Origin of the sequence: Streptomyces sp. WZ-12, assembly GCF_028898845.1 — a bacterium.
Lineage (GTDB): Bacteria > Actinomycetota > Actinomycetes > Streptomycetales > Streptomycetaceae > Streptomyces.
This window is the reverse complement of sequence record NZ_CP118574.1, coordinates 981,948-1,006,158: the sequence shown is the minus strand read 5'-3', so window position 1 is coordinate 1,006,158 and position 24,211 is coordinate 981,948. Positions and strand designations below refer to the sequence as shown.

Sequence of the window (24,211 nt, the reverse complement as noted above, 5' to 3'; positions counted from 1 at the left end):
AGGCCCTTGCCAACGGGTCTAGTAGGCGCGGTTCAGGCCGTCGGTCGGCGATTGCGGGATCGGGGGGACGGTCGGCAGCGGCTCGAAGCCGAGCGGGCCGGAGTGGTTGAGGGGGAAGGTGGTGGGCATCGTGCCGGTGGCCGCCCCGTACGCGCAGGCGACCGCGGCCGCGGCGGCGCCGACGGCCAGTTCCCCCGCGCCGCCGGGCTTGTCGCCGGTCGGCGGCATGACCACGATCTCCAGCTCGGGCGGGGTGTTCCACTGGCGGGTGTAGAAGTAGTTGTCCCAACTGCCCTCCAGGAACGCCCCGTCCTTGAGGTGCAGGCCCGAGGAGAGGGTGACCGCGATGCCGTCCATGATGCCGCCCATCATCTGGGCTTCGAGGCCCTTGGGATTGACGGCCAGGCCGACGTCGACGGCGCAGACGACCTTGGTGACGCGCGGTCCGGTGTAGGCGTCGGGGACGTGCCGGCCGGTGGTCTCCGGGCGGCAGTCGATCTCGGCGAGCACCGCGACGACCCCGTGGTACTCGGGGTGCACGGCGATGCCCTGCGCGATGCCGGCCGGCAACTTCCGTCCCCAGTCACCGACTTCCGCGACCTTGTCCAGCACGGCCCTGGCCCGGTCGGTCTTGATGAGGTCCCGCCGCAGTTGCAGGCGGTCCTTGCCCATCTCGTCCGCGAGCCGGTCGATGATCAGCTCCTGTGCGCACCGGACGTTCGGGGAGTAGATGTTGCGCATGCTGCCGGTGTTGAAGCCCTTGTCCACCTCGTTGAGGAGCTGGGTGGTGAGCCCGAGGCGGTACGGCGTCTGCTGGGTGAGGGTGAAGATGGTCTCGGAGAAGGTCAGGTCGCCGACCGGCAGCTTGGCGGCCGTGGCGGTGATGATCTCGCCCAGCCCGTGGCCGAAGTCGGTGGACACCGAGGTGTGCCGGTGCTCGTAGGTGAGCACCCTGCCCCCGACGTGCGTGGCGCGGATGCGGGAGGTGGCCATCGGGTGGGTGCGGCCCTGCCGGAACTCGTCGGTGCGGTGCCACATGAGCTTGACCGGCTTGCCCATCGCCTTGGAGACCTCGGCGGCCTCCAACGCGGCGTCGAAGAACAGCTTGCGGCCGAACGAGCCGCCGCCCTCGGTGACATGCACCGTGACCGCGCTCGGCAACAGTCCCAACTTCGCCGCGATCTTCCCCTGCGCGACGATCGGTGACTTGAGCGCGCCCCAGATCTCGGCCCGGTCCGGTCGCACGTCGGCCACCGCGCAGTTGGGTTCCAACGCGCTGTTGCTGGCGAAGTGGAAGGTGAAGGAACCCTCGACGGTCTTGGCCAGCACGTTCAACTTCGGTACGACCAGCGGTATTTCGGCCGCCCTGAGCTCCCGCAGTACGGTGTCGTCGGACGCCCGCTCGGCCGTCCCCGGGCCCCAGTCGACCTTGAGCGCGCGCACCGCGTCGATGCACTGCCCGAAGGTCCGGGCGCGCACCGCCACGCCGGTGGGGATGGTCACGACATCGGTGACGCCGGGCATCGCCCGCACGGCCGCGAGGTTCTGCACGGCCCGCACCGTGCCGTTGACCGTGGGCGGCCGGCACACCATGGTCGGGGCGGCGCCAGGCACCTTCAGGTCCATGGCGAACTGCTTGCGGCCGGTCACGCTCGCCAGCGCGTCGACGCGGTTGCGGGAGGTGCCGATGACCGAGAACTCGGAGCGCGGCTTGAGGTCGGTGGCCACCCGCACGGTCTTCAGGCTCGCGGCCTTCTCGGCGAGCGAACCGTAGGTGGCGCTCCGGCCGTTGGGGGCGGTGATCACCCCCGCCTTGCTGGTCAGCGTGGATATCTCGGCGCCGAGCAGCTCGCCGGCGGCCGCCAGGAGGCGCTTCCTGGCGATCGCGGCGGCGACGCGGATCGGCGTGTAGGTGGAGATGGTGGTGTTGGAACCGCCGGTGAGCTGGTTGAAGAGCAACTCCGGGCGGGCGTCCGCGAGTGTGACGCGGACCTTCTCCAGCGGCAGGTCCAACTCCTCGGCAACCAGCATCGCGGTGGAGGTGGTGATGCCCTGGCCCACCTCGGCGCGCGGCAGGGCGAACGAGGCCGTGCCGTCGGTGTGCAGGTGGATGGTGATGAGGCCGGAGGTGGGCAGCGCCGCGGTCGTGAGCATGTCGTTGAGGTCGAAGATCTCGGTCAGCTCGGGGAGCGAGGGGGCCGCGGCGTGCGCCGGGGTGGGCCCGGCCGCGGCCTCGCCGAGTTGCGCGGCCACCGCCAGCGTCGGCGCCGCAAGGACGTAGCCGAGGAACCTCCGACGGCCCATCCCGGAACGGGTGTCCGGGGTGTCCGGGGTGTTGGGGATGGCCTGGACGTCGAGGGTGCCTGGCGCGGTGGTGTGGTCGTGCTCCCGTGGCAGACGATCCTGAGTGTCCATCATCTGTCCCTCCGCGGAGCATCGTTGATCGAACTACCGGATGGTAGCGAAACCATGCGCACGACAGAACACGGGGCGGGCAGGTCTGCCCAGGGCCTTCACACGACCACACCGACCGGGCCGACGGACTTTCGTCAACCACCCTGCTTCGAAAGGCCGTTGCCTGTCCCCGTCACTCGCCCTTGCGCAGCAACAGATGTCCCCGACGGAACCGCTCGCCCTCGTTCGGCTCCCGCGGCATCCAGCCGACCTCGACGAAGCCCGCCCCGCGGGCCAGTCCCGCGAGCTCGTCGATCGGCCACCGGTACGCCGTCGTCACCCGGTGGTCGTACGCCGTGACCGGCCCGCCCTCCGACTCGAAGAACCCGAGCAACAGATGCCCGTCGGGCCCGAGCACCCGCCGGAACTCGTCGAAGTACGGGGGCAGCTCCGGCGGCGGGGTGTGGATGACCGAGTACCAGGACACGACGCCCCGCAGCCCGCCGTCCGGCAGGTCCAGGGCGTCCATGGAACCGACCTCGAACCGCAGTTCCGGGTACGCCTCCCGGGCGAGCCCGATCATCACCGGCGACAGATCGATGCCGAAGGCGTCCAACCCCAGGCCCCGCAGACGCGCGGTCACCATTCCCGGACCGCATCCCAACTCGGCGACCGGCCCGGGGCGACCCCTTAAGGGAATTCTCACCGCTTCCTCATTCGGTGCCTATTGTGGGCGCTCGTCGATCAGCGCACGCTGCTTGTTCGTGTACCTCTCTGCTCCCCCGCACGGAAACGTGCCCACGTCTGCCTGGCATTCCGGCACTTCGCTCCTGGACGGCTGGCTGCCGCTGACGCTCCAGATCGTCGCCGGCGTACTGCTCGTCCTCGTCATCGGTTGGCGCACCCGGCGCTGGCGGCTGGTCTGGCTGCCCGTCGCCGGCGCCGTCGGACTCCTCGCCGCGCTCCTGGCCATGTGGTACGTGAACGCCAACGCGCTCGCCACCGACCCGGCGCCCACCTCGCTGTGGGTGTGGATCGGGATCACCGCGGCGGCACTGGCGGTCGCCGTGTTGGGTTGGCGCAGCGCACGGTGGTGGCGGCGCCTGTTGTCGGTGCCGGTGATCCCGATGGGCCTGCTGTGCACGGGACTGGTGCTGAACCAGTGGGTGGGCTACTTCCCGACCGTGCAGGAGGCGTGGTCGCAGATCAGCGCCGGACCGCTGCCCGACCAGGTCGACGCCGCACAGTTGAGCTCCCTGCAGAACAAGGGCGGCACGATGACCACCGGTCGCGTGGTGGGGGTCAACGTCCCCGACACCGCCAGTCACTTCACGCACCGCGAGGAGTACGTGTACCTGCCGCCCGCCTGGTTCGAGGGGGCGCACCACCCGCGGCTGCCCGTGCTGATGATGGTCGGCGGCGAGTTCAACACGCCCGCTGACTGGATCCGCACCGGGGGCGCGATCTCCACCATCGACGCCTACGCCAAGGCCCACCACGGCCAGGCACCCATCCTGGTGTTCGCCGACTCCGGGGGCAGCTTCAACAACGACACCGAGTGCGTCAACGGCCCGCGCGGCAACGCGGCCGACCACCTCACCAAGGACGTCCGGCCCTATGTCGTCTCGCACTTCGGCGCCTCGCCCGCCGCGGCCGACTGGGGCGTCGTCGGCTTCTCCATGGGCGGTACCTGCGCGGTCGATCTCGCGGTCATGCATCCGGAGCTGTTCGGCAGCTTCGAGGACATCGCGGGGGACGAGGGGCCCATCGTCGGCACCAAGCAACTGACCATCAAGGAGCTGTACGGCGGCAGCACGGCGGCCTGGGCGCGGTTCGACCCGCTGACCGTGTTGGCGCACCACCCGCGCTACGCCGACACCGCGGGCTGGTTCGACAACAGCAGCTCCGGCGGCCCCGGCGGACGGGGCGGCTGGGGCGGCAACGGCCCGGGCGGACACGGCGGTAACGGCGGTCGGCAGGGCGGCCACCCAGGGCACCCGCACGGGCACGGCGGCAGCATGACCCGCCCGGGACCGGTGGGCTTCGGCGGGCGCGACATCCCCGGCGACGGCATGGGCAATCAGACGGCCGACGCGCAGAAGCTCTGCGCCGCCGCCGCCAAGAAGGGCATCGCCTGCACGCTGCACGCCCAACCCGGCGGCCACACCTGGCAGTTGGCCTCGGCCGCCTTCTCGGACGCGCTGCCCTGGCTCGCCGAGCGCGTCCACACCCCGACCGCGTCCGCCCGTACCTGACCGACCCGGTAGGCCCACCGCGGACAACGCGACACCGCCCCCGACCCGTGAGCACACGGGCGGGGGCGGTTGTCTGTCGGCGTCCGCCGGCTAGCGCACCGGGGCGCACCGGTAGAGCGTCTGGGCGCCGCCGCCCTCCCGGGCAGTGGCGGCCGCCGGTGCCTGCGCGCCGCCGTACGCCGCGGCCGGGACGCGGGTGCAGGCGGACCGCACCCAGTCGGTGATCCGGCTGGTCGACGTCGTGCCGTTGCCGCCCCCGCCGCCGAACGCCGCGCCCGTGCCGCGGCCTTGGCCCAGCAGGACGTAGCGGACCTGGCCCGCGTTGACCAGTTGCCGGAAGCCGGCCTCGGTGGGGAACGGCACCTGGCCGCTGAAGCCGCCCAGGGCGAGGACGTGGGTGCCCGCGGCGAGGATGTACGGGGACGCGTTGCTCCAGCCGTTGGTGGCGAAGGCGTAGGCGGCCGATCCCTGGTGGGCGGTGGTGTAGTCGAGCAACTTGCGCTGAGCTGCGGTGAGTTGGCCGTCGGACTCGCCGAATCCACCCTTCGGGTGCCCGCCGCGCGGTGCCTTCCCCGTCCCGTGGGCGCCGCCGCGCATGCCGGACGGGCCGACCGCGCCCATCCCGGAGGTGCCGTACGTCGGGTTGAAGACCTGCACCGCCCAGGCGCTCGGCGCGAGCAGCACCGCGACGAGCGACGCGCCGAGCCCGGCCAGGGCCAGCCGACCGCCGCGCCGGGGGCCGCCGGGCCGGGCGAGGACCAGCAGGGCGACGGCGGCCAGTCCCAACGTGCCCATCGCCGGCGCCAACCACGGTAGGAACGACGGGAATGCGCCGGTCAGGTACGCGCCCCACGCCACCGTCGCGGCGACCGCACCGGGCAGCGCCCAGGCACGCCGTCCGCCGGTCCGGTACGCCCGCCACAGCATGGTCAGGCCGCCGCCGGTCAGCGCGGCGAGCGGCACCGCGATCACGCCCATGTAGTACGTGTGCCCGCCGACGCTGCCCGCGCTGAAGACCAGGAAGTACGTGGCCAGCCAGGTGCCCCAGAGGACGAAGCCGGCCCGGAGCCGGTCCGTGCGCGGCCGGCCGCGGCGCCAGAGGAGGACGCAGCCGAGGGCGACGGCGGCGAACGGGTAGAGCCAGCCGGTCTGTGACGCGAGCGAGGGGCCGAACATCTTCGACCAACCGTCCTGGCTCCGGCCGCCTCCGAAGCCGTTGGGGTCGCCGGCGCTGCCGTGGTCATGAGTCCCGAAGTGCGGTGCAGCGTCAGGCAGTTGGGCGGTGCCTGGCGTCATGGCGGCGGGCGACGGCGCGCCACCACCCCGCCCCTGCCCCTTGCCGTGGCCCTCGGCGCGACCGTCGCCGGGGCCCTGGTCATGGCCTCCGTGCTGGCCGCCACCGCCCCGGGTCGCGCTGATGCTGCCGGTGGAGGCGGCGCTGATGCCCAGCGACGAGAAGCGGTTGAGGAAGTTGTAGCCGACCACCATGCTGAACGCAGAGTTGTTGGTGGTGCCGTCGACGTAGGGACGGTCCTTGGCCGGGGTGAGGGCGACGACCACCATCCACGAGGCGGAGACGGCGAACATCACCACCGCGGAGATCCCGAGCCGCGCCAGTCGCTTGCGCAGCGGGACCGGCGCCGAGAGCAGGTACACCACGGCGAGCGCGGGAAGGACCGCCCACGCCTCCAGCATCTTCGACTGGAAGCCGATGCCGACCCAGACACCGGCCATCACCAGTGGTCGCAACCGGCCGGATTCCGCCGCCCGTTGGGTGGCTTCGGCCGCGAGCAGCACGCACAGCGTGAACAGCGGGTCCTCGACGGAGGTGCGGAACAACCCCACCGCCACCGGCGTCAACAGGAACGCGACGGCCGCGAGCAACGCCGCCTTCTCGCCGGCCCAGCGGCGCACCACCCGGTACAGCACCAGCAGGCTCGCCACCCCCTCCAGCACCTGAGGGAGCGTCACCGCCCAGGGGTGGAAGCCGAATATCCGGGCCGAAATGGCCTGCGGCCAAAGGAATCCCGGGAGTTTATCGAGGGTGATGGAATTGCCCGGGTCGAAGGAACCGTAGAAGAACGCCCGCCAGCTCTCCGTCATACTGCGCACGGCGTTGGCGTAGAAGGTGTGGTAATGGCTGTGATTGATCCCCCACGCGTAGAGCACGGCGGCAAGCACGGCGATGACCAGCAGCGCCGGGCGCGCGTACGCGGGCTGACCCACCGGTGATCGCCAGGGCGCGCGGCGGTCGGTGCCGCCGGTGGGGGCAGTTCTGTCGAGGATTGTGGTAGCCATGCGCAGAAGTCTTCGGCATGTTCGTGGCCCCCTAGGCCGCAGCCGGCCTTTTCAAGGAATTTCTCACCGGATGCGGGGAAACCCTTTACCGACCTGATTCCGTCTTTAATCCGCGCGGCGCGATTCATTACCCGTGCCCAGGTCCGTCGGACTCATCGCGCACTTCGGCCCCTTGGGACCCGTGCGTTCCCCTACCGTGGGGCCATGACGCTGCTGCATATTCGCGATCACGGGGGCGACGGCCCGGAGTTGGTGCTGTTGCACGGTGCGGGCCGGTCGCACGCGGACTGGGACGCCGTCGCCGGGGAGCTCACCGCGGGGCACCGGGTCCTCGCCCTCGACCTTCCCGGGCACGGCCGTTCCCCGGATCTCTCCCCGTGGACGATGCCCGCCGCGGTGCGCGGCATCGCCGGGACCCTGGCGGCGCACGGCGTCACGGCGCCGGTCATGGTGGGGACTTCGCTCGGCGGGCTGGCCGCGGTCGAGTACGCACGGGCCCATGACGACGTCGTCCGCGCCGCCGTGAATCTGGACGGCTTCTGGTGGGGCCGGCCCGGCGAGTACCCCGGCGCCGAACGGGTCGGGGAACTGCTCAGGGCTGCCACCGGAGTTGTGGCCCCGCCCGAGTACATCGAGGACGAGGTCGCCCACGCCGCCCGGTACGGGATTCCCGCGGACCGCGCGGAGGCCGCCGCCCGCGCGGCCGCGCGACCGATTCCCGGCGGCGGTTGGCAGACGCTGCCGGAACGGCCGGCGGCGCAGCAGATGTTCGACGAACTGGACCGGCTCGGTGCGCTCGGCGTCACGTCCTGGCTGGCGGGGGTGACCCGCCCGCTGCTGCTGGTGCAGGCCGGTCGGCCGCACGGGCCGATGCCGGTGGCGGGGTGGTTCGCCGAACTGGCCGAACGCTTCGCGCGCGGGCTCGCCGCGGAACTGGCCGAACTGGCCCGCGTCCGGCCGACGATCAGCGTCGCCCGGGTCGAGGCCGGCCACGCCATGGTCCTGGAGACCCCGGAAGCGGTGGCGACGTTGATCGCCGGCTTCGTCCGCGACCTGCCCGCCTGATCCGGCCGGTGCCGGGGAACGCCACCACCGGCACCGCAGCGGGACACGGCAACGGGCCGGCCCGACACCCTCGGTGTCGAGCCGGCCCATGGGGGAGCGGGGAGCGGGTCAGTCCGTCCCGGACTCCATCGCGGCGCGGTCCAGCAGCTCGTCGGCGTCGGACGCCGCACCGCGGGAGGCGATCGCCTGGGCGCCGCCCTCCGGCATGGTGCCGATCAACCCGGTCGCGGCCGCCTGGGCGGCGCCGATCGCGGGGTTGGCGGTGCCGATCAGGCCGATGCCGGCGTACTGCTCCAACTTGGCGCGCGAGTCGGCGATGTCGAGGTTGCGCATGGTGAGCTGGCCGATCCGGTCCACCGGGCCGAACGCCGAGTCCTCGGTGCGCTCCATGGACAGCTTGTCCGGGTGGTAGCTGAACGCGGGACCGGTGGTGTCGAGGATCGAGTAGTCCTCGCCGCGCCGCAGCCGCAGCGTGACCTCGCCGGTGACGGCCGCGCCGACCCAGCGCTGGAGCGACTCGCGGACCATCAGGGCCTGCGGGTCCAGCCACCGGCCCTCGTACATCAGCCGACCCAGGCGCCGCCCCTCGTTGTGGTACTGGGCGAGGGTGTCCTCGTTGTGGATCGCGTTGACCAGGCGCTCGTAGGCCGCGTGCAGCAGGGCCATGCCGGGCGCCTCGTAGATACCGCGGCTCTTGGCCTCGATGATCCGGTTCTCGATCTGGTCCGACATGCCCATGCCGTGCCGACCGCCGATGGCGTTGGCCTCCATGACCAGGTCGACGGCGGAGGCGAACTCCTTGCCGTTGATCGTCACCGGGCGGCCCTGGTCGAAGCCGATCGTCACGTCCTCGGGGAGGATCTCGACCTCGGGGTCCCAGAACCGCACGCCCATGATCGGCTCGACGGTCTCCACGCCGGTGTCCAGGTGCTCCAGCGTCTTGGCCTCGTGGGTGGCGCCCCAGATGTTGGCATCGGTGGAGTACGCCTTCTCCGTGCTGTCGCGGTAGGGCAGGTCGTGGGCGAGCAGCCACTCCGACATTTCCTTGCGGCCGCCGAGCTCGGTCACGAAGTCCGCGTCGAGCCAGGGCTTGTAGATCCGCAGCTTGGGGTTGGCGAGCAGACCGTAGCGGTAGAACCGCTCGATGTCATTGCCCTTGAAGGTCGAGCCGTCGCCCCAGATCTGCACGTTGTCCTCAAGCATCGCCCGCACCAGGAGCGTGCCGGTGACCGCGCGGCCGAGGGGCGTGGTGTTGAAGTACACCCGGCCGCCCGAGCGGATGTGGAACGCCCCGCAGGTGAGCGCCGCCAGACCCTCCTCGACCAGCGCCGCGCGGCAGTCGACCAGGCGCGCGATCTCGGCGCCGTAGGTCTTCGCACGGCCGGGCACCGAGGCGATGTCGGGCTCGTCGTACTGGCCGATGTCGGCGGTGTAGGTGCACGGGATGGCGCCCTTGTCGCGCATCCACGCGACGGCCACCGAGGTGTCGAGGCCGCCCGAGAAGGCGATTCCGACGCGCTCGCCGCCGGGGAGAGAGGTGAGGACCTTAGACATGGGAAGAGTATGCATCATCTCGCATGGTCATGCAATGCGGGGGTGGGTGCGGTGTCTGGGCGGTGTCTGTAGGGGAGTCTGTGCGGCGTCGCGTGGCGCCTGTCGGCGTGCCGGAGCGGCGGCTCGGGTCGCGGGTCGGGGGCGTGCTGCCGGTCGGCCTCCTGCGTGGTCAGTCGGTCTCCGGGGGCGTCAGCGCGGCGAATGCCGGCCTACGGGTCCCGTGCCCGGTTGCCCGCTCGTAGGCGTGGCCGACCCGCAGCACCTGGAGGTCGGCCCGGTGGCGGCCGACGATCTGCAGGCCCACCGGCAGCCCGCCGGCGGTGAAGCCGGCCGGCACCGACAGCGCGGGATTGCCGGCCGCGCTCACGAAGTAGCAGGACCGCATCCAGTCCAGATAGGTCTCCTGCGCGACCCCGTCGATCTTTGCCGGGTACTCCGCCGACGCGTCGAACGGCGCGACCTGGCTGACCGGGAGCAGCAGCACGTCATAGCGCGTGAAGAACTCCCGCACCCGGTGGTACAGCGCGGTGTGCAGCGCCTCGGCCCGCCCGATGTCCGGGCCGGAGAGCCGCCGTCCGCACTCCACGTTCCACCGCAGCGCCGGCTTGACCAGTTCCGGACTTCGGTCCACGAGCCCGCCCAGCGCCCGTTCGAACTGCCAGGCGCGCAGCGTGCGGAACACCTCCTCCGCGCCGGCGAAGTCCGGACAGTCCTCCTCGACCCGGCAGCCGAGCCGTTCGAACACCGGCACCTGGGCGGCCACCGCCGCCCGCACCTCGGGGTCGACCGGCACCGCGCCGCCGAGGTCCGGCGACCAGGCGACCCGCAGCCCGGTGACGTCGCCCGACAGCGGCCCGGCGAACGAGGAACCCGGCTCGGACAGCGCGATCGGGCTGCGGTCGTCCGGGCCCGCCAGCACCGACAGGGCCAGCGCCGCGTCCGCCACGGTGCGCCCCATCGGCCCCTGCACGGTCAGCGTCGACCAGGCCGCCTCGCCCGGCCAGCTCGGCACCCGGCCCGGCGAGGGGCGCAGCCCGACGACGTTGCAGAACGCGGCCGGATTGCGCAGCGAGCCACCCATGTCGCTGCCGTCGGCCAGGGATTGGAGACCGCAGGCCAGCGCCGCGGCCGCGCCCCCGCTGCTGCCGCCCGCGGAGCGCGTCGGGTCGTAGGGGTTGCGGGTGGCCCCGAAAACGGGGTTGAAGGTGTGCGAACCGCCCCCGAACTCCGGGACGTTGGTCTTGCCGAGGGTGATCGCGCCGGCCGCCCGCAGCCGTTCGACCACCAGGTCGTCGACGTCCGGTACGTGCTCGGCCAGCGCCGGGGAGCCGAAGGTGGTGCGGATGCCGGCCGTGAGGTGGGTGTCCTTGTGCGCCATCGGCAGCCCGTGCAGCGGACCGACCTCCTCCCCGCGGGCCAGTCGCTCGTCGGCCGCCTTCGCCTCCGCCATGGCCCGGTCCGGCACCAATGTGACGATCGCGTTGACCACCGGGTTGAGCCGTTCGATCCGGTCCAGGTGCGCCCGGAGCAGCTCCCGGGCGCTGACGTCCCCGCGCCGCAGGGCCGCGGCCTGCTCCAGCGCGCTCAACAGACAGAGTTCTTCGGTCACATGGGGTCCATGCCCGGGGCCTGGGGGTTCGACACGGAATCCGGTGCACCCGGTAACGATCGCCCCCCGGTCCGCTCCAACGCCTTCAACGGCATCGACGTCCTGAAGGGGCTGCCTGCGGCGGTCACGTTGGCCCGACCGGCATCCGTCCGGCCTGCTCTCCCCGCTCCGGCTTCCGCGCCAGGCACGTACCGACCCTCCGCCCACCGCCGCCACCGCCCGCGTCACCGACGGTCTGCTCCAGTCGCGCGGTGACGACGAGCCCGGCCCGCCCCAGCAGTTCCGCGATCCGTTCCAACGGCAGTCGATGGGACTCGTAGGACACCGGATGGCCGCCGTACGCATGCGTCGGACGACGACGCTCGCGGTTCCCCACCTGACCGGCCAACATCATCTGACCGCCGGGCGCCAGGGCGCGATGGAACTCGGCGAACACCGTCGGTAGCGCCTCCGGCGGTGTGTGGTGGGTCGAGTAGTACGCCAGGATGCCGCCCAGTCCGTCGTCCGGGAGCGGCAGCGCGGTCATCGACCCCACGGTGAACCCCACGCCCGGGTGGGCCCGCCGCGCCAACTCGACCATCCTCGCCGACAGATCGATGCCGAACGCGGGCACCCCCAACTCCACCAGATGCGCGGTCACATGCCCCGGCCCGCACCCCAGATCCGCGACCGGACCACGCTCGCCCACCCGCACGAACTCGGCGAACGCGCCCAACACGGCGCGCGACACCGGGTCCAACTCCACTGGTTTCTTGACCACTTCGGCATAAGCGCCGGCAATGCTGTCGTACGACTCCCGGACCGCGGCGAGATAGTCAGGCTCAACCATGCCGGCGACTTTAGGCGACGCCGCGTGATTCCGAGGGAGGCCGGCGGCGAATCAGGCCCAGCCGAGCCGAATCAAGTCCAGCCGATCCGGATCAAGTCCAGTCGAATCGAGTCCGGTCGAATCGAGTCTCCGCACGCGTGCGCCCGCACTCAGCGGGGCCACTTCTCCGGCGTGCTGCTGGTCTTCACCTGACAGACCGCGGGACGACCGGGGGCGGGGGAGCGGCCCTCGGCCACGACCCTGACGCCGTCGAGCAGGATCCGACACGTGGCGACCGTGTCCCCCTCGGGCTCGACCTCCACCCGCGCCAACTCCCCGGTGGTGACCAGCGCCTGCTTGCTCCACGGCAGCGGAGTGCGGCCGACCCGCTCGATGCGATGGTTCCGCTCGTACCTGTCCGGGTTGACGCGGTAGCGCACGGTGGTGGCGTGACCACCGCCGCCGACGGCTGCGGCCTGGTACGTCAGGCTCCAGGCATTCCCGCCGCGCATCCGCTTGAGCCAGGTGGTGTTGTTCTGGGCCCACACCCCGCCGCCGATCATCAGGCAGGCCACGACGAGCCCGCCGAGCACGAGGTAGGCGGTGCCGTGGGAGGTGCGACGCGGCTGAGAGGGCATGGCTGCCGGGCTTTCTGTCGTGCTGGCTCGTATCGATGCGTGCGGACTGCTGGTTGGCGGGTTGCTGTTGTCGACCAAGACGCGAGGGCCACCGGCGCGGTTGATGTGGCGCGCCTCACACGCCTGGGAGCTGGGGCGGGTGCGCGGGCCGCGTGCGGGCCCGGGGTGTCGACCCGACCTCTCCCAGCACTTCCCGGATCACGTGCCGGGCGTTCTGCGCCATCGTGGGGTTGGTCGTCCGGTAGTACGGTAGCGCGTTCAGCGCCTGGGACAGCGTCCGCGCCCGGCCGCGCAGCCAGGTCGCGCCGTCCAGGCCCAGTGCACCGCGGAAGGTGTCCCTGCCGTCACCCACCGGCAGCAGATTCCACGCCGGGAACAGGTCACAGGCCGGATCGCCCGCTCCCAGGCACCCGAAGTCGATCACCGCACCCAGCCCGCCGCCGTCCACCAGCAGATTGCCCGGCATCAGATCGGCGTGCAGCCACACCGGCGGCCCGTCCCAGTCCGGGGCGCGCACCGCCTCGTCCCAGACGGCCAGCGCGGCATCGCAGTCGATGTTCTCCCGCGGGATCCCGCGAAGCTCCTCGATCGCCGCGCGGGTCGACGCATCGAGCGAGACGAGCGGCCCGCCGCGGTGCGCCGCCGGCGCCCCGGGCAGGGCAACGCTCCCCATCGCCCTCACGAACGCGGCCAACTCCCCGCCCAACCGCGCGGGCTCAACCAGTGCCCCCACCCGAGGAGCCTCCCCGGCCAACCACCGGTACACCGACCACGGCCACGGATACCCCTCCGCGGGCTCCCCGGCCCCCCGCACCTCCGGGACCGCCACCGGCAGCAGGGGCGCCAGGCGCGGCAACCACTCCCGCTCCCGCAACACGTCCCCGATGCCGCCCCGCACCAGCGGCAGCCGCACGACCAGATCGTCGCCCAGCCGGTACATGGCATTGACCGTGCCCCCGGACGGAAACCGCTGCACCGCCAGCCCCGCCCACTGCGGGAACTGCCCGGCGATCAACCGCCGTACGAGCCCGGCGTCGATCGGAAACATGCCGGGATGCATCTGTGCTCCACTCATGGAGCGCCATCCGACCGACAACCGCCCCAGGCGTCAACCCCATTTCCGCGCCCCGCCCCGACCCTCGCGACCATCCCCACGCAATGACGTGCCGGGGCTCGACCCCCGGAGCTACGACGTCGCCACCGGGCTCCCTGTGACGGTCCCCGTGCGCCCGCTTTGCCAGGCACCTGGAGCCCCACCCGGGACACCCGCCCCCGCGCGCACGTGCCTGGCTACCGAACGGCGGTAGCCGTCGCCACCACCCGAACCACCGCTCCCGGACGGGCCGTTGGGAGGAGCAACCTGGCGTGCCCCGGGCCGTCGGCCGTCACGATCACCCTCGTCCCGGCCCCGGTAACGGTGATTCGGGCGCCGCGGGGGAAGACGCTGGTCGGCAGCGAAAGGCGGGTCCAGGCGCGGCGCGTGGTGCGGTTGGCGGTCAGGGTGAGGGTGTAGGTCCGGCCGGCCGGGGCGTAGGACTCGGTGCCCGGCACGCCCGCCACGGACGGCGCGTACGGGGCGAAGGCCGGCTCCTTTCCGGGGGCGGGGTGGCCGTTGGCGTCGTAGGCGCAGTAGCCGCCGCCGTCCGCGGAGCGGCAGTCGTACCACAGCGCCCAGCCGGTGGAAAAGCCCTCCATGGAGGTCACTTGACGTTGTATCAGTTCGGCGTTTCCGGGGGTGTGGGCCTGCGGCGGCCCCCATTCGCCGACCAGCACGGGCATCCGGTGGGCGGTCGGGTAGTCGCCGATGGCGGCCTCGTAGTTCTCGATGAAGCGGCCCGACGGGTTCCAGTCGGCGCCCGACTCGACGGCGGTGTCGTAGTAGTGCGGGGCGTAGCCCAGGCGGGCCGCGCCGTGCCGCGGATCGGCGAAGCCGGGCAGGCTGGTGGGGACGCCCTGGCCGACCAGGACGGTGGGTTCGACGAAGAGCCAGGCATCGGGGTCGGCGGAGCGGACGGCGCCGATCAACCGCCGGTACATGTCGGCCAGTCGGCCGCGTTCCAGGGCGGCGGAGGCGTCGATCTGGTCGTCGGGGTTGGTCGGATCCCCGGGAACCGGCCCGAACGGCTCGTTGAACAGGTCGTACCCCAGCAGGGACCGGTGCCCGCGCAACACCGTCGCCACCTTGGCGTACGCGGCGGCCTGGGCCGCGCGCAGATCGCGGTCGTCGTAGAGGTGGGTGAAGGCGGCCTGCACGGCGGGTTGGAAGTACTCCGCGAACCAGTCACCGGGGTTGGGCCTGAAGGGCAGCCCATCGGTGCGGGTGGCCCAGGCGGGCATGCCGTTGTGCCCGAACGCCGGCCCGAAGACGTCCTGGTGCCAGTCGATCAGCACCAGCACCCGATGACGGTCGGCCCAACCCAACACCCGCCCCAGATAGCGCAGATAGCCGGCGTCGTACCGCCCCCGGCGCGGTTCGACCCGCTCCCACCCGATGTTGAGCCGCACCAGCCCGAACCCGTCCCGCGCTAGTTGGGCGAGGTGCGTCTCCGTCACCGTGTCGGTCTTGCCGAGGTTGAGGCCCCGTAACCGCAGCACGCGCCCGTGCCGGTCGGTGAAGAGCGTGCGGCCGTCGGGCGCGGTGACGCTGCCGGTGGGCACGGACCAGTCCGCCGCCCGGCCGTGCGCCGCAGTGACCGCCCCGGTGGCCGTCCGCGCCGCCGCGTCCGCTGTCGTGGCCGCCGTCCGCCCCGCGGCCGGGGCGCCCGCCGGTACGGCCGCGACCAGCGCCGCACCGAGCGCGACGGACATGACGGCGCGACGCATGCGCATAACTGCCTCCCGGTGCCGCCGATGTGATGACCCATCCGCTCGGTGGTCGGCTCTCCGCCGCTCGGATTGTGCGCCACGGAAGCCGCAGAAGGAAGCCATGCGAAGGGCCTGAAGGAGGGAGGCTGGCCGTCAACGGTGGTGTGGCGCTGGTCAGTTGACCGGCATGTCGCTAAGCCGCCCGCGTCTCCGCCTGCCCCCGTCGCGCCTCATACGGGCTGTGCATCGCGAGGTACCGGATCTCCAAGTCCCTCTCCAGGTAGTCCATCCGCCGCTCCCAGAAGTCCCGCAGGTGGGGGAGGGTCAGGTGGGCGTCGAGGTCCTCCTTGCTGCGCCATGCCTCATAGAAGACGAACACGCCCGGCTCGTCCCGGTCCTCGTGAAAGTGGTACTCCAGACAGCCGGGCTCCTGTCGCGTCGGCTCGACGAACGAGAGCAGGAGCCGTCGCAGGTCCGCCGCCCGCTCGGGCTTGGGCCGGGCGATCCCGACGAGGGTGAACGGCTGGTCCATGGTGGCCTCCAGTGGCATAGACATCCATAGGTACGACGGAGTTCGTACCTTTCCGGTGACGCTAGCGATCGCCGAGGTATGATGCAAGCCGTACCTGGGAGGTGAGGGCGATGCCCGACGACGAGGGGCACCCCGGCCTCGCGGAGATGGAACTCGGCAAGGTGCTCTCCGCGCTGGCCGACCCGTTGCGGCGGCGCGTCGTACGGGAGTTGGCGGCCGGGCCGGACGGCGAGGCGCGTACCTGCAGTTCCTTCGCGCTGCCGGTCAGCAAGGCGACGGTCACCCATCACTTCCGTGCGCTGCGCGAATCCGGCCTGATCCGCCAGGTCGACCGCGGCAACAGCCGGATGGCCACCCTCCGCCGGGCCGACATCGAGCGGCGGTTCCCCGGCCTGCTGGCACTCCTCGCCGCCGAGGAAACCACGGCGTCAGCCACCGACCCCGGATAAGGGGACGTCGGCCAGCCGAGCCGCCCGGCGGGCTGTCCGCGTCACCGCGCCGAGCGCTGGTAGACCCCCGGTGTGACGCCAACTCGCTGTGCGCCACCCTCGTCCTGGGGGAGTCCTTCGACTGGCCCCAGGGGACCGGGGCGGCGCCGCGCGCCGTGCGAACGCCGCCTCGCCCCGGCGCCGTCAGCCGTTCGGCAGGATCACCGCGCGTCCGTTGATGGTGCCGGCGTGCAGTCGTTCGTAGGCGAGCGGCGCCTCGTCCAGGGGGAACGTCTCCGTGTGGACGGAGACCGCGCCGGTGCGGGCCAGCGCCAGCACCTCCAGCAACTCGCCGCGGCTGCCCCAGTACGGCGCGCTGACCGACGCCTCGTGGGGCAGGCGGCCGAAGCCGACCGGCAGGGCGCCCCCGCCGATGCCGACGATGCTGATGTCCGCCTCGACCGCGGCGAGTGCCCCGGCCGTCGTCACGGTGGGCGCCGCCCCGACGAAGTCGAAGACCGCCTCCGCCCCGTTCCCGCCGGTGAGTTCGCGCACCGCGCCCGCGGCCCCGGCATCGGACCGGACGGCCTCGTGCGCGCCGACCTCGCGGGCCAGCCGCAGCTTCTCGTCGCTCACGTCGAGCGCGATGACGCGGGCCGGGGTCAGGGCGCGCAGCAGTTGGATCGCGACGTGCCCGAGGCCGCCGGCGCCGATGACCACCGCGGTGGAACCCGGCACCAGCTTCGGCAGCGCGCGCTTGATCGCGTGGTACGGCGTGAGCCCCGCATCGGTCAGCGGAACCGCCGCGACGGGGTCGAGCCCGTCGAGCGGTACCAGATGCCGCGGATCGTCCACGAGCAGGTACTCCGCGATCGCGCCCGGCGCGCCGAGCCCCGGCGAACGGATGCCGAGCGCGTGGGCGCACAGGCAGTAATTCTCCTTACCCTCCGCGCACTTGGCGCAGCTGCCGCAGCCCCACGGGCCGTACACGGCGACCGCTTCGCCCTCCTGCACCGCCGTCACGCCCGCGCCGACGGCGGCGACCGTCCCGACGCCCTCGTGGCCCAGCGTGAGTGGGAGGTCGAAGGGAAGTCCCCCGGCGGGTCGGTTCATCACGGCGAAGTCGGAGTGGCACACACCGGCGGCGGTGACCTTGAGCAGGACCTGACCGGGCCCGGGCTCGGGGTCGGGCACGTGCACCACCTCGGGCGGCGCGCCGACGGTGCGGAACTGGAGGGCCTTCATGCGGGCTGCCTTTCTCGTGCGGAGGGGAGGAGCCGCGGCGGGTGGGCCGGTTCCTCAGGGGGAGCCGGTAGCGCGGACGGCCGCCGCCCTGGTGGCCACCGTGCCGCAGGCGATCCGGGCCACGGCGGACAGCTCCGCCGGCGAGGTGCCGGCACGGCTCAGCACGGCGAGCGACTGGTTGACGCCGACCAGATACAGGGCGAGGTCATCGAGCTCCGCGCCGCCGACCCCGGGGAGCGGCGCCAACGCGGCACGCACCCGCTCCCGCTGCGCACCGAGCAGCGCCCGGATCCGCCCCTGGCTCTCCGCGTCCAACGTCGCTGACTGGGCGGCGGATTGGGCGAGCAGGCAGCTATCGGGCACCGAGGCGTCGGCGATGCGCTCCAACGTGACGTCGAAGAACGCCCGCATCGCGCGGACCGGGTCGCCGGGGTGGGTCGCCAGCGCCCGCTCGTAACGCTCCCCGTACGTCGCGCCGTAGCGGTCCAGGCACTTCCGGAACAGGGTGTCCTTGCTGCCGAAGGTGCCGTAGAGCGACCCGCGGCCCAGTCCCGTGGCCGAACCGAGCAGGTCGAGCGAGGTGTCCGCGTACCCACGCTCCCAGAAGACCCGCATCGAGCGCTCCAGTGCCTCATCGACGTCGAACTGCTTCCTGCCTGCCATGGTGCACCTCTCCGTCCGGCGACTGCCTCCGCTGATCCCGCTGTCCAGGCTGTCCCCGCCTTCTCCGCAGGGTGACTGCGGCAATCACGGTCGCCACTCCGTCATCACCTTAACCCTTTCTTGGACTGATCGGTCAAGGAAGGGGGCGAGGGCCCAGGCTCGGTTTCCGGCGCGTCGCACCTGCCGCCGGGCTTCGCTGACACCCTCAGCAGTCGCTACGTGGACGTCGACGGGCTGCGCAGGCTTGCCGTCGTCGGCGGCGACGGGAGGCGGAACAAGAAGTGGATCAGCCGGGTTCCCCCTGCGATCGCCGTTCGGCGAGAGCGAAGGGGAGCGGACTGACCATGGCTGGAACGTTCGTGATCGGCGCGGGACCCGGCATCGGTCAGGCGGTGGCCCGCCGATTCGCTCAGGAAGGCCCGCCGATCGCGGTGTTGGCGCGCTCCCGGGCCACCGTCGACGGGGCCGTCGCGGCGGTCGAGGGGGCCGGGGGCAAGGCCCTCGGCCTGCTGGCGGACGCGGCTGACGAGGCGTCACTGCGCGCCGGCCTCGATGCCGCCGTCGAACGGCTCGGCGTCCCGGACGTGTTGGTCTACAACGCCGCCTGGGTCCGCTACGACCGCCCCGGCGAACTGTCCGCCGCCGAACTGACGGCGACGCTGCGGGTCAACGTGGTCGGCGCGGTGAGCGCGGTGACGCACCTGGCTCCGCGCATGGCGGCGGCCGGCGGCGGCACCGCCCTGCTCACCTCGGGCATGCCGACCGCGCGCGTCGCGGGCACCAGCCTGTCCATCGGCAAGGCCGGGCTGCGCGCGGCCCGCGCGGTCCTCGCCGGGAGTTCGGGCCGCGGGGCGTGCACCTCGCCACCGTCACCGTCGCCGGCCCGGTCTCCCCGGGTTCCCCGCTCGATCCCGACCGGATCGCCGAACAGTACGTACGGCTTGCCAGGCAGCCCGCCGAGCAGTGGGAGGACGACGTGCTGTTCGACGGCGTGACCGTGAAGTAGGGAGGCGGGGAGCCAAGGAGGCGGGTGAGCGGGTGGGCGAAGTGTCTGCGGTGGGCCCGGGCTGCGGCCGGAACTGGGAGGATCCAGGCATGCCACTCGTTGACGTCTCACCCGGAATGTCCCTCGCCTACGACACGTTCGGCGACCCGTCCGACCCGCCGGTCCTGCTCGTGATGGGGTTCGGCTCCCAGCTGATCGCCTGGCACGAGGACTTCTGCCGCGCGTTGGCCGACCGTGGCCGCCATGTGATCCGCTACGACAACCGCGACTGCGGGCTGTCCACCACGTTCGACGACCGCCCCGTCGACGTGGGCCGGTTCATCGCCGCCGTGGGCTCGGGCGACCTCGCCGCGGCCCGCGCGATGGTGCCGTACACGCTGGCGGACATGGCCACCGACGGCCTCAACCTGCTGACCGCGCTCGGCATCGACCGCGCGCACGTGGTCGGGTCCTCGATGGGCGGAATGATCGCCCAACGGATGGCCCTCGCCCAGCCGGCCCGGGTGCTGACCCTGACGTCCATGATGTCCGCGACCGGCGAACCGGAGTACGGCGGGACCAGTCCCGAGTCCCAGGCGGTGCTCCTGGGGCCGAGGCCGAGCGACCGGGAGGGGTACATCGCCTCGGCGGAGCGCGAACTGGTGTGGTCCTCCAAGCGCTATGGCGACCCCGCGCTGCTTCGCGCGTTGGCCGCCGCCAGCTACGACCGCGCCTACTACCCGGCCGGGGTCGGGCGTCAACTCGGAGCGATGATCCTTGACGGCTCGCGCGCCGAGGCGCTCCGGGCGCTACGGGTGCCGACCCTGGTGATCCACGGCCTGGACGACACGCTGATCGCCCCGAGCGGCGGCGAACGCACCGCGGAACTGGTGCCCGGAGCGCGGCTCATGCTGGTCCCCGACATGGGACACGACCGTCCGCGCGAACTCTGGCCCCAGCTCCTCGACGCCCTACAGGCACACACCGACTGAGCCGACCGACCTCAACTTGGCGCATCCATGGGCTAGTTGAGGTGCAGCAGACAGGTGCAACGGAGCGCCCCGGCGCGTTGCCGTCGGCGGGCGCAAAAATCAGGAGCCTGGCGGCCGACGGGCGTGATGGGATGTCTCACCATGCGACCGATGCAGCACCCGTTCCCCGACGGAAGCGATGACCGCGATCTGCTGGCCAGGATGGAGCGGAACCTGGCCGAACACGCCTGCCATCTGCACCGGGAGACGGCCGGTGCGACCGTCACGGAGACCGACGACCTGTTGGTCGCCGACAGCGGCCTCGACGACGACACCTTCAACGTCGTCGCCGGGGCCCGCTTCACCTCCGGCGATGCCCAGGCGCGGATCGACCGCACCCTCCGGACCGTGGCCGCCACCGGCCGCCGCTTTTCCTGGTGGGTGGGGCCCGCCTCCGCGCCGGAGGACCTGGCCGACCGTCTGGCGGCCGCCGGCCTGCCGCCTGCCGAACGCGAGACGGCCATGTGGGCCGCATTGGCGGACGCGCTACCGCAGCCCGCGGCCGACGGGTTGGAGATCCGCCCGGCGACCACGCCGGACGAACTCGCCGACTTCGCCACGGTCCTGGCCGCCAACTGGGACCCGCCCGCGGTCACCGTCCGCCGCTTCTTCGCCCGCGCCGCACCCCAGGCACTGGCCGCCGACTGCCCGGCCCGCTATCTGGTCGGCTACGTGGCGGGCCGCCCGGTCTGCTCGGCCGAGGTCTTCCTGCACGCCCAAGTCGCCGGGATCTACAACATCTGCACCCTGACCGCTCACCGTCGACGCGGTTACGGCGGGGCCGTCACCCTCGCCGCCCTCCACACCGCCCGCAGTCAGGGCCACCGCATCGCGGTGCTCCAGGCGTCCGAGGACGGCGAACCGCTCTACCGCCGCCTGGGGTTCCACCCCTGCGGCCAGTTCACCGAACACGCCATCAGCACCGCCTGAGACCCCACGCCCTCCCCAAGGTGGCGCTGACTTCCGTACCCATATCCGGACCGCCTGCTACCGGTCATGGAACGTCGTGGTCGTCTCCAGCGCCGCGCGCGGGGTGGAGATCCGGTTCACCGGTGCGGCCTCGTCGGCGTGGCCGAAGGAGACACCGACGAGCAACTTGCCCTCGTTGACGCCCAGTTCGCGGCGTACCGTGTCGGCGTAGAAGCTCAGCAACCCCTGCGGGCAACTGTCCACGCCGTACGCGGTCATGGCCAGCAGCAGCGTCTGGAGGTAGCCGCCGACGTCCGCCGCCAGGCGTGCGTCGGCGTGGTCCGAGACGAAGAGGAAGGCGACGTGCGGGGCGCCGTAGAACCCCAGGCTCTCGGCGTCATAGGCCGCGCGCGCCGCGTGGTCGTCGCGGTCGATGCCCAGTGCGCCGTAGAGCCGGCCGCCGAACTCGCTGCGTCGTTCCCGCTGCACCGGCAGGTACAGGGCGTCGTCGTACGGGAAGTCGACGGAGGTGCGGTGCGCGGCGTGGGCGGCCTGGAGCGCATCCGCCAGGCGATCGCGCGGCGCGCCGCTGACCACCTCCACCCGCCACGGCTGCGTGTTGGAGTTGGACGGTGCGGCACCGGCCAACGAGAAGACCGCCCGCAGCGTTTCGTGGGGCACGGGGTCCGGGCGGAATGCGCGTACGGCGCGCCGCCCACGTATCAAATCCTCCGCATGGCCGGTCAGTTGGTCGTGGCCGGACGGTCTCATGGGGTGCTCCTCGACGGCGTGAAGGGCGGGGAAAGGCATCGGTAAACGGGAGCGTTTACCGCTGGTGCAGGTGCGACTCTAGCCGTCCACCGTGTCGGAAGTAAACGCCGTCGTATACTTGGGGCATGGGTGCGGAGGCAGGGACGGAGAAGGGGACGACGCAACGGCGGGCGCAGGGGGCGCGGGAGCGCATCCTGACTGCCGCCGCGCGGTTGTTCGCGGAGCAGGGGATCACCGCGACCGGCATGGAGCAGGTCGCGACGGAGGCGCCGGTCTCCAAGCGCACCCTCTACCTTCACTTCCGGACCAAGAGCGATCTCGTGCTGGCTCATCTGCGGGCGCTCGCCGAGTCGGGGAGCACGCTGGAGGGCGTGCTCACCCTTGAGGACCTCGACCCGCGGGAGCGGATCCTCCGGCTCTTCGATCCGCCCGCTGCGGACGCGGCCGTGGCGCGCGGGTGCCCGTTCATCGATGCCGCGGCCGAGTTCCCCGACCCGGAGAGCCCGATCCACGCCTACGCCCGGGAACAGAAGCTGCTGATGGTGCGTCTGCTCGCGGCTCTGGTAAGGGAGTTGGGATGCGAAGAGCCCGATGCGCTCGCCGAGCAACTGGTCACCCTCGCTGACGGGGCGGCCAGTCGCGCCATGGTGCTGAACGAGGCGGACTACGGTCGGCATGCGCGCGCGGCCGCGAAGACCCTCCTCGCGCACGCCTTGCCGGGAACGGCGTGACCGCATCCGCCCCGCGCGGATCAGGCGGATCAGTAGGCGCGCGCCACCACCGCGACATTGCCCGGCTGGTCATCGCGCTCGGGGACGGACCCGTCCGCGGCGACCAAACACCGCACGGACACTCCCTGCTCGGCCAGTTCCGCCTCACCCTCCGGGCCCAGTGCGGCCCAGGGGATGCGCGCCCACCCCGTGCTCGCGGCCGCCACCGCCTCCGCGATCGTCGACACCTCGACGGTCCGCCGCTCGCGGCGCTCGCGTGACTGGGCCAGCAGCAACGCCTGGTCGTCCGCGAGGACTTGGGGCAGCAGCCCGGGCAGCGCCTCGACCGCCGTCGGCTCCTTGCGGCCCGCGATGCGGCGGACCAACACGGCAGTGCCGCTCGCCACATCGCGCGGCCCGACCTCGATCCGTACCGGTACGCCCTTGAGCTCCCAGTCGACCGCCCGCCGGCCGAACGGCAGGTCGGCGCGGTCGTCGACATGGACGCGGACGCCGGCCGCGGTCAACCGGCGGCCGATCTCGCGGACCTCGGCCAACACCGCGTCGTCGCCCTTGACGGCGACCACCACCGCCTGGACCGGCGCCAGACGGGGCGGGATGCGCAGACCGTCGTCGTCGCCGTGCATCATCACCAACGCGCCGATCATGCGCGTGGTCGAGCCCCAGGAGGTCTGCCAGACATACTCCTGCCGGCCGTCCCGCGACAGGTACTGGGTGTGGAACGCCCTGGCGAAGTTCTGGCCCAGCTCGTGACTGGTGCCCAGTTGCAGGGCCTTGCCGTCGCCCATCATGCCTTCAAGGGTGAGCGTGTTGATCGCGCCGGCGAACCGCTCCCGGGCCGTCTTGCGTCCCGGTAGGACGTCCATGGCGAGGACGTTCGTCATGAAGTCCGCATACACGTCCCGGTGGATGTGCGCGGCGTAGCGCCGGGCGTCCTCGCGGGTGGCGTGCGCGGTGTGGCCCTCCTGCCACAGGAATTCCGTCGTGCGGAGGAAGACCCGCGGGCGCAGCTCCCAACGCACCACGTTCGCCCACTGGTTGATGAGCAGCGGCAGGTCGCGGTAGCTCTGCACCCACTTGGCGAAGTAGTCGTTGACGATCGTCTCGGAGGTGGGGCGGACGACGACGGGCTCCTCCAACTCCTTGCCGCCGCCGTGCGTGACGACGGCGAGCTCCGGCGCGAAGCCCTCGACGTGCTCGGCCTCCTTCGTCAGATACGACTGGGGGATGAGGAGCGGGAAGTACGCGTTGGCGGCGCCCGCGGCCTTGATCCGGGAGTCCAGCTCCTGCTGCATCCGCTCCCACAGGCCGTACCCGTACGGTCGGATGACCATGGTGCCGCGCACCGGCCCGTTCTCGGCCAGTTCGGCCTTGTTGATCAGGTCCTGGTACCAGCGCGGGAAGTCGTCCGCCCGGGGGGTGAGCACGGGAGTCTTTGCCATGGCGGGCAGAGTAGGGGCCGGGCCCGGCCGGTGCGAGCCAATTACTCC

Annotated in this window: 20 protein-coding genes and 1 pseudogene; 7 read left to right on the top strand and 14 right to left on the bottom strand. The window is 72.1% G+C overall.

Annotation, left to right across the window (positions count from 1 at the left end; all coding sequences use genetic code 11):
* Window positions 1-18 precede the first annotated feature (18 nt).
* Both PV796_RS04035 and PV796_RS04030 read right to left on the bottom strand, forming a co-directional pair.
* Window positions 19-2,304, bottom strand: coding sequence for a molybdopterin cofactor-binding domain-containing protein (locus PV796_RS04035; RefSeq protein ID WP_446750672.1), 2,286 nt, complete (start codon window positions 2,302-2,304; stop codon window positions 19-21).
* Between the two features lie 283 nt (window positions 2,305-2,587).
* Window positions 2,588-3,073, bottom strand: a pseudogene (locus PV796_RS04030) (class I SAM-dependent methyltransferase); the annotation flags it as partial.
* A 115-nt stretch (window positions 3,074-3,188) separates the two neighbouring features.
* Here PV796_RS04030 and PV796_RS04025 point away from each other — a divergent pair.
* Complete coding sequence (locus PV796_RS04025) at window positions 3,189-4,649, top strand: alpha/beta hydrolase (protein ID WP_274911470.1); 1,461 nt, start codon at window positions 3,189-3,191, stop codon at window positions 4,647-4,649.
* 90 nt (window positions 4,650-4,739) lie between these two features.
* Here the strand turns inward: PV796_RS04025 and PV796_RS04020 are convergent, their stop codons facing one another.
* Window positions 4,740-6,947, bottom strand: coding sequence for an ArnT family glycosyltransferase (locus PV796_RS04020; RefSeq protein ID WP_274911469.1), 2,208 nt, complete (start codon window positions 6,945-6,947; stop codon window positions 4,740-4,742).
* Between the two features lie 204 nt (window positions 6,948-7,151).
* On the opposite strand from PV796_RS04020, the gene PV796_RS04015 reads away from it, so the two are divergent.
* Window positions 7,152-8,012 carry an alpha/beta fold hydrolase gene (locus tag PV796_RS04015; RefSeq protein WP_274911468.1) on the top strand — a complete coding sequence of 287 codons (861 nt, stop codon included), beginning with the start codon at window positions 7,152-7,154 and terminating at the stop codon, window positions 8,010-8,012.
* Between the two features lie 108 nt (window positions 8,013-8,120).
* On the opposite strand, the gene argG is transcribed toward PV796_RS04015, so the two are convergent.
* The 7 genes from argG to PV796_RS03980 form a co-directional block, all read right to left on the bottom strand.
* Window positions 8,121-9,566, bottom strand: coding sequence for an argininosuccinate synthase (argG, locus tag PV796_RS04010; RefSeq protein WP_274911467.1), 1,446 nt, complete (start codon window positions 9,564-9,566; stop codon window positions 8,121-8,123).
* Window positions 9,567-9,735: 169 nt separating this feature from the next.
* Window positions 9,736-11,175: an amidase gene (locus tag PV796_RS04005; protein ID WP_274911466.1), complete on the bottom strand. Its 1,440-nt coding sequence runs from the start codon at window positions 11,173-11,175 to the stop codon at window positions 9,736-9,738.
* A gap of 124 nt (window positions 11,176-11,299) precedes the next feature.
* A complete protein-coding gene (locus tag PV796_RS04000; protein ID WP_274911465.1) occupies window positions 11,300-12,004 on the bottom strand; it encodes a class I SAM-dependent methyltransferase in 705 nt (234 codons plus the stop codon).
* A gap of 149 nt (window positions 12,005-12,153) precedes the next feature.
* Window positions 12,154-12,621, bottom strand: coding sequence for a hypothetical protein (locus tag PV796_RS03995; RefSeq protein ID WP_274911464.1), 468 nt, complete (start codon window positions 12,619-12,621; stop codon window positions 12,154-12,156).
* A 115-nt stretch (window positions 12,622-12,736) separates the two neighbouring features.
* A complete protein-coding gene (locus tag PV796_RS03990) occupies window positions 12,737-13,696 on the bottom strand; it encodes an aminoglycoside phosphotransferase family protein (RefSeq protein WP_376562915.1) in 960 nt (319 codons plus the stop codon).
* A 215-nt stretch (window positions 13,697-13,911) separates the two neighbouring features.
* Entirely contained in the window at window positions 13,912-15,450 is a 1,539-nt protein-coding gene (locus PV796_RS03985) for a cellulase family glycosylhydrolase (protein ID WP_274911462.1), read from the bottom strand.
* A gap of 169 nt (window positions 15,451-15,619) precedes the next feature.
* Window positions 15,620-15,958 (bottom strand): putative quinol monooxygenase, encoded by a 339-nt coding sequence (locus PV796_RS03980; RefSeq protein WP_274911461.1) that lies wholly within the window; start codon window positions 15,956-15,958, stop codon window positions 15,620-15,622.
* A gap of 110 nt (window positions 15,959-16,068) precedes the next feature.
* Here PV796_RS03980 and PV796_RS03975 point away from each other — a divergent pair, with 110 nt between their 5' ends.
* Complete coding sequence (locus PV796_RS03975) at window positions 16,069-16,407, top strand: ArsR/SmtB family transcription factor (protein WP_274911460.1); 339 nt, start codon at window positions 16,069-16,071, stop codon at window positions 16,405-16,407.
* A gap of 183 nt (window positions 16,408-16,590) precedes the next feature.
* Here PV796_RS03975 and PV796_RS03970 read toward each other — a convergent pair whose 3' ends face one another.
* Together PV796_RS03970 and PV796_RS03965 are read right to left on the bottom strand one after the other, a co-directional pair.
* A complete protein-coding gene (locus PV796_RS03970; RefSeq protein ID WP_274911459.1) occupies window positions 16,591-17,631 on the bottom strand; it encodes an NAD(P)-dependent alcohol dehydrogenase in 1,041 nt (346 codons plus the stop codon).
* A gap of 54 nt (window positions 17,632-17,685) precedes the next feature.
* Window positions 17,686-18,294: a TetR/AcrR family transcriptional regulator gene (locus PV796_RS03965; RefSeq protein WP_274911458.1), complete on the bottom strand. Its 609-nt coding sequence runs from the start codon at window positions 18,292-18,294 to the stop codon at window positions 17,686-17,688.
* A gap of 344 nt (window positions 18,295-18,638) precedes the next feature.
* Between PV796_RS03965 and PV796_RS03960 the strand changes: the two genes are divergently transcribed.
* From PV796_RS03960 to PV796_RS03950, 3 genes are all read left to right on the top strand, one after another.
* Window positions 18,639-19,289: an SDR family NAD(P)-dependent oxidoreductase gene (locus PV796_RS03960; RefSeq protein WP_274911457.1), complete on the top strand. Its 651-nt coding sequence runs from the start codon at window positions 18,639-18,641 to the stop codon at window positions 19,287-19,289.
* A gap of 100 nt (window positions 19,290-19,389) precedes the next feature.
* The gene (locus PV796_RS03955; RefSeq protein ID WP_274911456.1) at window positions 19,390-20,271 is read left to right on the top strand and encodes an alpha/beta fold hydrolase; all 882 of its coding nucleotides are present in this window, start codon (window positions 19,390-19,392) and stop codon (window positions 20,269-20,271) included.
* Window positions 20,272-20,472: 201 nt separating this feature from the next.
* The gene (locus tag PV796_RS03950; protein WP_274918856.1) at window positions 20,473-21,240 is read left to right on the top strand and encodes a GNAT family N-acetyltransferase; all 768 of its coding nucleotides are present in this window, start codon (window positions 20,473-20,475) and stop codon (window positions 21,238-21,240) included.
* 57 nt (window positions 21,241-21,297) lie between these two features.
* Here PV796_RS03950 and PV796_RS03945 read toward each other — a convergent pair whose 3' ends face one another.
* Window positions 21,298-21,990, bottom strand: a complete 693-nt coding sequence (locus tag PV796_RS03945; protein ID WP_274911455.1) for a nitroreductase — start codon at window positions 21,988-21,990, stop codon at window positions 21,298-21,300.
* Between the two features lie 125 nt (window positions 21,991-22,115).
* On the opposite strand from PV796_RS03945, the gene PV796_RS03940 reads away from it, so the two are divergent.
* Complete coding sequence (locus tag PV796_RS03940) at window positions 22,116-22,721, top strand: TetR/AcrR family transcriptional regulator (RefSeq protein ID WP_274911454.1); 606 nt, start codon at window positions 22,116-22,118, stop codon at window positions 22,719-22,721.
* A 29-nt stretch (window positions 22,722-22,750) separates the two neighbouring features.
* Here the strand turns inward: PV796_RS03940 and proS are convergent, their stop codons facing one another.
* Window positions 22,751-24,163 carry a proline--tRNA ligase gene (gene proS / locus PV796_RS03935; RefSeq protein ID WP_274911453.1) on the bottom strand — a complete coding sequence of 471 codons (1,413 nt, stop codon included), beginning with the start codon at window positions 24,161-24,163 and terminating at the stop codon, window positions 22,751-22,753.
* Window positions 24,164-24,211 lie beyond the last annotated feature (48 nt).

Bases quoted from the DNA above. Each gene is read 5' to 3' on its own strand.
- PV796_RS04035 (WP_446750672.1), bottom strand. From the start codon at position 2,304: ATGGGCCGTCGGAGGTTCCTCGGCTACGTCCTTGCGGCGCCGACGCTG.
- PV796_RS04020 (WP_274911469.1), bottom strand. From the start codon at position 6,947: ATGGCTACCACAATCCTCGACAGAACTGCCCCCACCGGCGGCACCGAC.
- PV796_RS04015 (WP_274911468.1), top strand. From the start codon at position 7,152: ATGACGCTGCTGCATATTCGCGATCACGGGGGCGACGGCCCGGAGTTG.
- argG (WP_274911467.1), bottom strand. From the start codon at position 9,566: ATGTCTAAGGTCCTCACCTCTCTCCCCGGCGGCGAGCGCGTCGGAATC.
- PV796_RS04000 (WP_274911465.1), bottom strand. From the start codon at position 12,004: ATGGTTGAGCCTGACTATCTCGCCGCGGTCCGGGAGTCGTACGACAGC.
- PV796_RS03995 (WP_274911464.1), bottom strand. From the start codon at position 12,621: ATGCCCTCTCAGCCGCGTCGCACCTCCCACGGCACCGCCTACCTCGTG.
- PV796_RS03990 (WP_376562915.1), bottom strand. From the start codon at position 13,696: ATGAGTGGAGCACAGATGCATCCCGGCATGTTTCCGATCGACGCCGGG.
- PV796_RS03985 (WP_274911462.1), bottom strand. From the start codon at position 15,450: ATGCGCATGCGTCGCGCCGTCATGTCCGTCGCGCTCGGTGCGGCGCTG.
- PV796_RS03980 (WP_274911461.1), bottom strand. From the start codon at position 15,958: ATGGACCAGCCGTTCACCCTCGTCGGGATCGCCCGGCCCAAGCCCGAG.
- PV796_RS03975 (WP_274911460.1), top strand. From the start codon at position 16,069: ATGCCCGACGACGAGGGGCACCCCGGCCTCGCGGAGATGGAACTCGGC.
- PV796_RS03970 (WP_274911459.1), bottom strand. From the start codon at position 17,631: ATGAAGGCCCTCCAGTTCCGCACCGTCGGCGCGCCGCCCGAGGTGGTG.
- PV796_RS03965 (WP_274911458.1), bottom strand. From the start codon at position 18,294: ATGGCAGGCAGGAAGCAGTTCGACGTCGATGAGGCACTGGAGCGCTCG.
- PV796_RS03960 (WP_274911457.1), top strand. From the start codon at position 18,639: ATGGCTGGAACGTTCGTGATCGGCGCGGGACCCGGCATCGGTCAGGCG.
- PV796_RS03955 (WP_274911456.1), top strand. From the start codon at position 19,390: ATGCCACTCGTTGACGTCTCACCCGGAATGTCCCTCGCCTACGACACG.
- PV796_RS03950 (WP_274918856.1), top strand. From the start codon at position 20,473: ATGGAGCGGAACCTGGCCGAACACGCCTGCCATCTGCACCGGGAGACG.
- PV796_RS03945 (WP_274911455.1), bottom strand. From the start codon at position 21,990: ATGAGACCGTCCGGCCACGACCAACTGACCGGCCATGCGGAGGATTTG.
- PV796_RS03940 (WP_274911454.1), top strand. From the start codon at position 22,116: ATGGGTGCGGAGGCAGGGACGGAGAAGGGGACGACGCAACGGCGGGCG.
- proS (WP_274911453.1), bottom strand. From the start codon at position 24,163: ATGGCAAAGACTCCCGTGCTCACCCCCCGGGCGGACGACTTCCCGCGC.